9 protein-coding genes are annotated in these 5,522 nt (G+C 35.5%); 8 read left to right on the top strand and 1 reads right to left on the bottom strand.

The window, feature by feature from the left end; translation table 11 throughout:
- Positions 1-364 (top strand): hypothetical protein (locus JCM21738_RS24590; protein WP_035210124.1); only part of this gene is annotated, 364 nt, incomplete at its 5' end.
- Positions 365-369: 5 nt separating this feature from the next.
- Complete coding sequence (locus JCM21738_RS20795; RefSeq protein ID WP_023613831.1) at positions 370-1,854, top strand: hypothetical protein; 1,485 nt, start codon at positions 370-372, stop codon at positions 1,852-1,854.
- Between the two features lie 55 nt (positions 1,855-1,909).
- Here the strand turns inward: JCM21738_RS20795 and JCM21738_RS20790 are convergent, their stop codons facing one another.
- Entirely contained in the window at positions 1,910-2,227 is a 318-nt protein-coding gene (locus JCM21738_RS20790) for a hypothetical protein (protein ID WP_148296164.1), read from the bottom strand.
- Between the two features lie 347 nt (positions 2,228-2,574).
- Between JCM21738_RS20790 and JCM21738_RS24855 the strand changes: the two genes are divergently transcribed.
- From JCM21738_RS24855 to JCM21738_RS20770, 6 genes are all read left to right on the top strand, one after another.
- The gene (locus JCM21738_RS24855) at positions 2,575-2,703 is read left to right on the top strand and encodes an NAD(P)/FAD-dependent oxidoreductase (RefSeq protein WP_148296163.1); all 129 of its coding nucleotides are present in this window, start codon (positions 2,575-2,577) and stop codon (positions 2,701-2,703) included.
- A gap of 198 nt (positions 2,704-2,901) precedes the next feature.
- The gene (locus tag JCM21738_RS23640; RefSeq protein WP_081742194.1) at positions 2,902-3,069 is read left to right on the top strand and encodes a DDE-type integrase/transposase/recombinase; all 168 of its coding nucleotides are present in this window, start codon (positions 2,902-2,904) and stop codon (positions 3,067-3,069) included.
- Positions 3,070-3,101: 32 nt separating this feature from the next.
- On the top strand, positions 3,102-3,359 hold the full coding sequence (locus tag JCM21738_RS23635; protein ID WP_081742193.1) for an IS3 family transposase: 258 nt from the start codon (positions 3,102-3,104) through the stop codon (positions 3,357-3,359).
- A 201-nt stretch (positions 3,360-3,560) separates the two neighbouring features.
- Complete coding sequence (locus JCM21738_RS20780; RefSeq protein ID WP_023613833.1) at positions 3,561-3,908, top strand: type II toxin-antitoxin system RelE/ParE family toxin; 348 nt, start codon at positions 3,561-3,563, stop codon at positions 3,906-3,908.
- Complete coding sequence (locus JCM21738_RS20775; protein WP_023613834.1) at positions 3,892-5,055, top strand: HigA family addiction module antitoxin; 1,164 nt, start codon at positions 3,892-3,894, stop codon at positions 5,053-5,055. The genes JCM21738_RS20780 and JCM21738_RS20775 overlap by 17 nt, the downstream gene beginning before the upstream one ends.
- A 23-nt stretch (positions 5,056-5,078) precedes the next feature.
- A complete protein-coding gene (locus JCM21738_RS20770) occupies positions 5,079-5,378 on the top strand; it encodes a hypothetical protein (RefSeq protein WP_035210121.1) in 300 nt (99 codons plus the stop codon).
- Positions 5,379-5,522 lie beyond the last annotated feature (144 nt).

Below are 5,522 nucleotides of genomic sequence, written 5' to 3'. Positions count from 1 at the left end.
GGTTGTAGGATACTTTCAAACAAACCCCTCATTTAACTTCGGGGAAATGATTGAGTATGTTGTAGGAGAATTCGTTCCGGAAAGTGAGGAAATAAACACAGAAACCTTAAAAGAGCGCCTTAGAAAGTTGCCGGAGAAAAAGGATTTTGATACCGCTTTTAATATTGTTGTTTCACAGGTTAAGGGAAGGTTTAGACGATCCTATAAAGTCTCTGATAAAATTGAATTAAGGACATCAGATTACATTGAAGACTTGAAAAATGTGATTATTGCAAAAGAAGATGAGAATTATGGCGAGAAGATTCTTATTATTAAGGGTATAAACGAAGACCTTTATAATACATTTAAAATAGAGGAGGATTGATTTCAATGGAAAGGGTATTGGATTGTTTAAAAAAGTATTCTGATACTATAAGAATTCTTGAAAGAGTAGAGAATTTTGAATCCTATAGCCTTTCTCTTGAAATCAACAATTTGACAACCTCTCTGGATTGGGGAGATATTTCGTTTATTTCTTCTTTGGTAAATGAACGAGATGTTGTTTCTCTAAGTATAAGTGTAAATGAAGCAGATCCTTTTTCTTTTAACTTAAAAGAGAATAGTAATCAAATTTCATTGTGGGAAAATATAAATACAATTATTGATGAGGAAAGTATTTTAACCCTAACATATCGTGTGGGCAAGAACAAGGTTGACTCTACTATATCTATTTATGAGCTAGAGGTTTTTACCGATTTCTTATTGGAACAGAAACTTTTGTTTCTTTTAAACCATTTCCATAAAAATATTGATCTCTCAACTCTCAATAAATTCGAAGTACATAATGATGCAAGTGGGCAAATTTACTTTCAGAACTCTACAATATTGTTTGCTTCAGTCAACAGAAGTGTAGAAACATATCAACCTGCCACTAATGAGACAAGAGATATTGTTTTAAGGAATCGTATCCTTAATACAAATCCACAGAATTTCTCAAAATATAATTTTATACCAAATGATTTTAGTGGAATTTATGAAGGAGAACCAACTAACATATTTAATTTGTTTAATAAAATAAAGGTTGTATTTGCGGCATCCTATCTAGCTAATGTATCTGATATTAAATCTCATAACAATACTATCCAATTAGGGATAATAGGTCATAATTATCTTGAAGTAACATCGGATATTAAAAATCTTAATTTTTCGTTTGCAAATAGTTTTTACGAGATTTATAAATGGGTTTATATGAATGCCGACATAAATGATAGGATAGATTTAGCTAGAAATATTATCACGAGGTATTTTAAGTTCGATCAAGATAAATGGAACTTGCCTTTAGATACTTTAAGTTCAATACAATCTGCTCATGCAATTTATCTTAAAGAAAATGTAGAAAAATATATTGAAACAAAAAATAAAGTGGCAGAAATCACTACAGAATTATCCGTAAAAAGTAGGGATGTTGCTGATTATTTTATTACTACTTTTAAAAATAATAATCTAACATTATTAACATATTTTATTTCAATTTTTATATTTAATTCTTTATCAGATAATAGTGATAAGAAAATTTTCACTGAAGAAAAATATTATCTATCTATGGTTTTTCTTTTTATATCCGCATGTTATCTCCTTATTACGCGGAGACAATTCTACAGGGATTTAAAAGTAACCGTTAGATATTTTTATTCCATAAAAAGAATTTATCGGGATATTTTTGATAAGAACGAGCTGAACAATTTATTTAATAAAAGGCACTTTCAATATAACGTAAGGAATATTATCCAAACGGTAAATCGTTTTTCGTGGATTTGGCTGGTGGAAATTATTTTGCTCTATGTTTCTTCAATCTATTTTACTTATTTCCTTTAATAAGGTTTAAAAGCTACCGTTTTAAGGTAGCTTTTTTGGTGTGCCCAGCATGCGCTTAACCTATAAGGTTCAAGTCCTGAGACGCGAAGGCAGTAGTAGCGGTTAGTTTAAGACAAGGGCATCCAGGGTGACGAGGGTGTCTGAAGGAATGCGGCAAATCCATTTTCTCTTTATCTCCTTCGGCAGTATGAACTTTGGTTTGTTTGGCAACCTCTTCCAAAGATATCTCGCCTTGTATGAAGTTCGTATTCCTTTGGGCAGAGACCTCTCTAGCTGCCTGAGCTACTGATTTGTTGTGTTCGTTGATTTCAATTTTAAATTCTTTCTCGTACCGCTTGCCTTTTGCCATACCGACACACATCGGTATAGTCATTTGAAGTAGCTGCTTTTGGAAACTCCCAGGACTTTGCACATCTTCTCCACATGGAATCGGGAGCGATTCTTATGAACGAATTCATATTTTACCGAGGGCTTTTCGCGAAGTAGTGCATCGCCTTTTTTAAGATGCCCTTCTCCTCCAGGAGGTCTCTCATCTCCTTCTTAAGCGCCCTTAGCCTCTGCCGAAGAGAAGATTGGCACGCTCTTAACTTCTGGCTGCTTGCCGTACTTTTTGGAACCAGCCATGTAATGTGTTCTCATTCACACCGTTAAACCGGCCAAAAAGCGACGGGCCGAAACAAAACGAGAAACTAGCTCAAGAGAATCTTCAGACTCATTTGAGTGAAAGAAGATCAAAAAGTTTATGACATCACGATTATTGGCGGGGGTCCTGCTGGACTGTTCACTGCTTTTTACGGCGGCAGGAGACAAGCATCGAATTTAAGCAACGGTAAGACAGCGTCAAGGTAAGTGAGCGAACGGTTTCGCGCATCATGACCAACAACAAGTGGCGGTCCTGTACCGTTAAGAAATACAAGGCAACAACGAACTCAAAGCACCAGCATCCAGTAAGTGAAAACGTTTTGGAACGTCAATTTAAAGCAAGTAAGCCAACCCGTTATAGGTAACGGAACTCACCTATATTTCGTCCAATGAGGGTGGTTGTATTTGGCGACGGTAATGGACTTGTATTCTCGTAAAATAGTAGGCTGGGCGATGGATAAGACCATGACAAAGGAGCTGGTCCTCTCAGCGTTGAAGATGGCGTACATGCGTCACAAGCCAGGGAAAGGCGTCGTTCACCACTCTGACCGGAAGTTCAATATGCCTCCTTAGAGTATCAGGCATTATTAAAAAAGTACGAGAGCATGAGCCGAAAAGGGAACTGTTATGACAATGCTTGTATCGAGTATTTTCACGGCATTCTTAAGCGTGAGTTCGTTTATCAGACCAAGTATATTTCTAGAAAAGATGCGAAGAAATCATTGTTTGAGTACATTGAGTTTTTCTACAATTCCAAGAGGATCCATTCGACTTTGGGCTATCAACCGCCAAATGAATTTGAACAATTGAACGAAAATCCTGCGGCCGGATTTTACCTTCACAAAAAGTTTAAACCGCTCTGATTTTAAACTTTTTTATGAAGGCCACCAAGCGAAAGCACGGTAGATAAATCTATGTCTATTTTCTTGAAGTAGTATATTTTACTGAAATTATTAAATATATTTAGATTAAGTTTTACACCAGTTGACTGTACCGTATTTTAATTATATATTTAAATAAAAAATTAACCCTTGACGTTAATATTATTGTAACAGGAGAAGATTATGGACATATACTATACAAGTAATAAACTTGCTAAAATTTGTAATGACCAATCTTTGATGGATCGCAAATGGGGAGTAGACAACGCAAAGAAAATACGGCGGAGATTAAATGAATTGGCTGCAGCAAATCACTTGGCAGAAATTCCTCATACTCCTCCCCCAAGACGCCATCAATTAACTGGTAAAAAAGCTGGCCAATTTGCAGTCGATATACAGCAACCTCAGCGAATAATTTTTGAACCCGATCATGATCCTGTTCCGCTTAGTGAGGATGGGGGAATGGATTTGACTAAAATAACCTCAATAATAATTTTAGAGGTGGAGGATTATCATGGTAAGAAAAAATAAATTAAAATTCAATCCTAATTATGCCGTCCATCCAGGTGAAACATTGCTCGAAACTATTGACGCAATGGGTATTTCTCAAATGCAATTAGCCGAGAGGACTGGCAAAACTACCAAGGCAATTAATGAAATAATCAAAGGGAAAGCAGCGATTACACCACAAACAGCACTACAACTAGAGCGGGTTTTAAATATTCAGGCTTCTTTTTGGAACAGCCTACAAAAAAGATATGATGAAAAAATTGCCGAGTTAATTGAGGCAACAGAATTAGCGAAGCAGGTGGAATGGCTAAAAAAGCTTCCAATTAAGAGTATGATAAAGAATAATTGGCTTCAGAAAAAAAACGATGATGTTAGCCAACTAAAAGAGGTATTAAACTTTTTCGGCATGGCAAGTGTATATTCTTGGGAGGATCTGTGGGGTAAAGCGCTGGTAGATCCTCAGTTTGCTTTCCGCAAGTCAGAATCGTTGGATATAGATCCTTTCTCTGTATCTGCTTGGTTAAGGAAAGGTGAAATAGCCAGTCAGAAGGTTCAATGTTCCCCATTTAAAGCAACTCTGTTTAAACAAAAACTAAAGGAGATAAAGTCATTTACATTAGAGTCACCGGATATTTTCATATCAAAACTGAAAGACCTTTGCTCCGAAGCAGGTGTAGCAGTGGTGTTTGTAAATGAACTTCCCAACTGTCACATTAATGGAGCAGCGAGATGGTTAACCTCAGAAAAGGCAATGATACAGTTAAGTTTACGCTATAAAACAGATGACCATTTATGGTTTACATTTTTCCATGAAGCAGCACATATTCTCCTTCATGGAAAGAAGGAATTGTATATAGATTATATGGATAATAAAGGGACGGGTTTATCAGGATTATTGACACAACAAGAGAAACAGGCAAATGATTTTGCTTCCGAGCACTTACTTCCCTTTTCTATATATAACAATTTTATAAAATCTAGGAACTTCAGTAAGGATAATATAGAGAAGTTTGCGAAGGAAAACGGTATATCACCTGGGATCGTTGTGGGAAGATTACAGTTCGATGGGTTGATTCCCTATAAAACACATTTGAATGGATTAAAAAGAAAATACTCTTGGGATGAATTTGATTGGGTATGCAGTGAAGACACAATAGAAAAACAATAGTTATGAATTAAGGAGATAGAGAAATGATAAATGTTGTTAGAGGTGCTTCTAAAAAGCCAATATCATCGGACCGTTTAGCTACTTACTTTGAACAAAAAGATGACTTGAATGGTACTTTATATTTAGGTTATCCGATCATCGGTACAGCCGAAGGTGCTTATGATATCGATGCAATTTTAATTTCTGAAGAATATGGATTAATTATTTTTGATATTATTGAGGGTCCAAATGAAAATGATCGTACCGACATTCAAGATGATCTTTATAATAAATTCCAGTCAAGATTGTTACAAAATAAAAAATTAGTAAAAAAAGAGATTTGATGGTGGATATAAGTGTTGTAACCTTCGCTCCGGCTTGGAAATTCAGGCCCAACAATAATGATTTTGGATATGAATTGGTTACATCTGAAGCAGAATTGGATAAATTTCTAAATGATCTACATTGGAATAACAATGAATACTTCA

Origin of the sequence: Mesobacillus boroniphilus JCM 21738 (assembly GCF_000517385.1) — a bacterium.
GTDB classification, from domain to species: domain Bacteria; phylum Bacillota; class Bacilli; order Bacillales; family Cytobacillaceae; genus Mesobacillus; species Mesobacillus boroniphilus.
Note: the sequence above shows the minus strand (reverse complement) of the source record. Positions and strands in the feature narration are given on the sequence as shown.

Excerpts from the sequence above, each read along its gene's own strand:
- JCM21738_RS20795 (WP_023613831.1), top strand. The coding sequence starts at position 370 with ATGGAAAGGGTATTGGATTGTTTAAAAAAGTATTCTGATACTATAAGA.
- JCM21738_RS20780 (WP_023613833.1), top strand. The coding sequence starts at position 3,561 with ATGGACATATACTATACAAGTAATAAACTTGCTAAAATTTGTAATGAC.
- JCM21738_RS20770 (WP_035210121.1), top strand. The coding sequence starts at position 5,079 with ATGATAAATGTTGTTAGAGGTGCTTCTAAAAAGCCAATATCATCGGAC.
- JCM21738_RS20790 (WP_148296164.1), bottom strand. The coding sequence starts at position 2,227 with ATGACTATACCGATGTGTGTCGGTATGGCAAAAGGCAAGCGGTACGAG.
- JCM21738_RS20775 (WP_023613834.1), top strand. The coding sequence starts at position 3,892 with ATGGTAAGAAAAAATAAATTAAAATTCAATCCTAATTATGCCGTCCAT.
- JCM21738_RS23635 (WP_081742193.1), top strand. The coding sequence starts at position 3,102 with ATGAGCCGAAAAGGGAACTGTTATGACAATGCTTGTATCGAGTATTTT.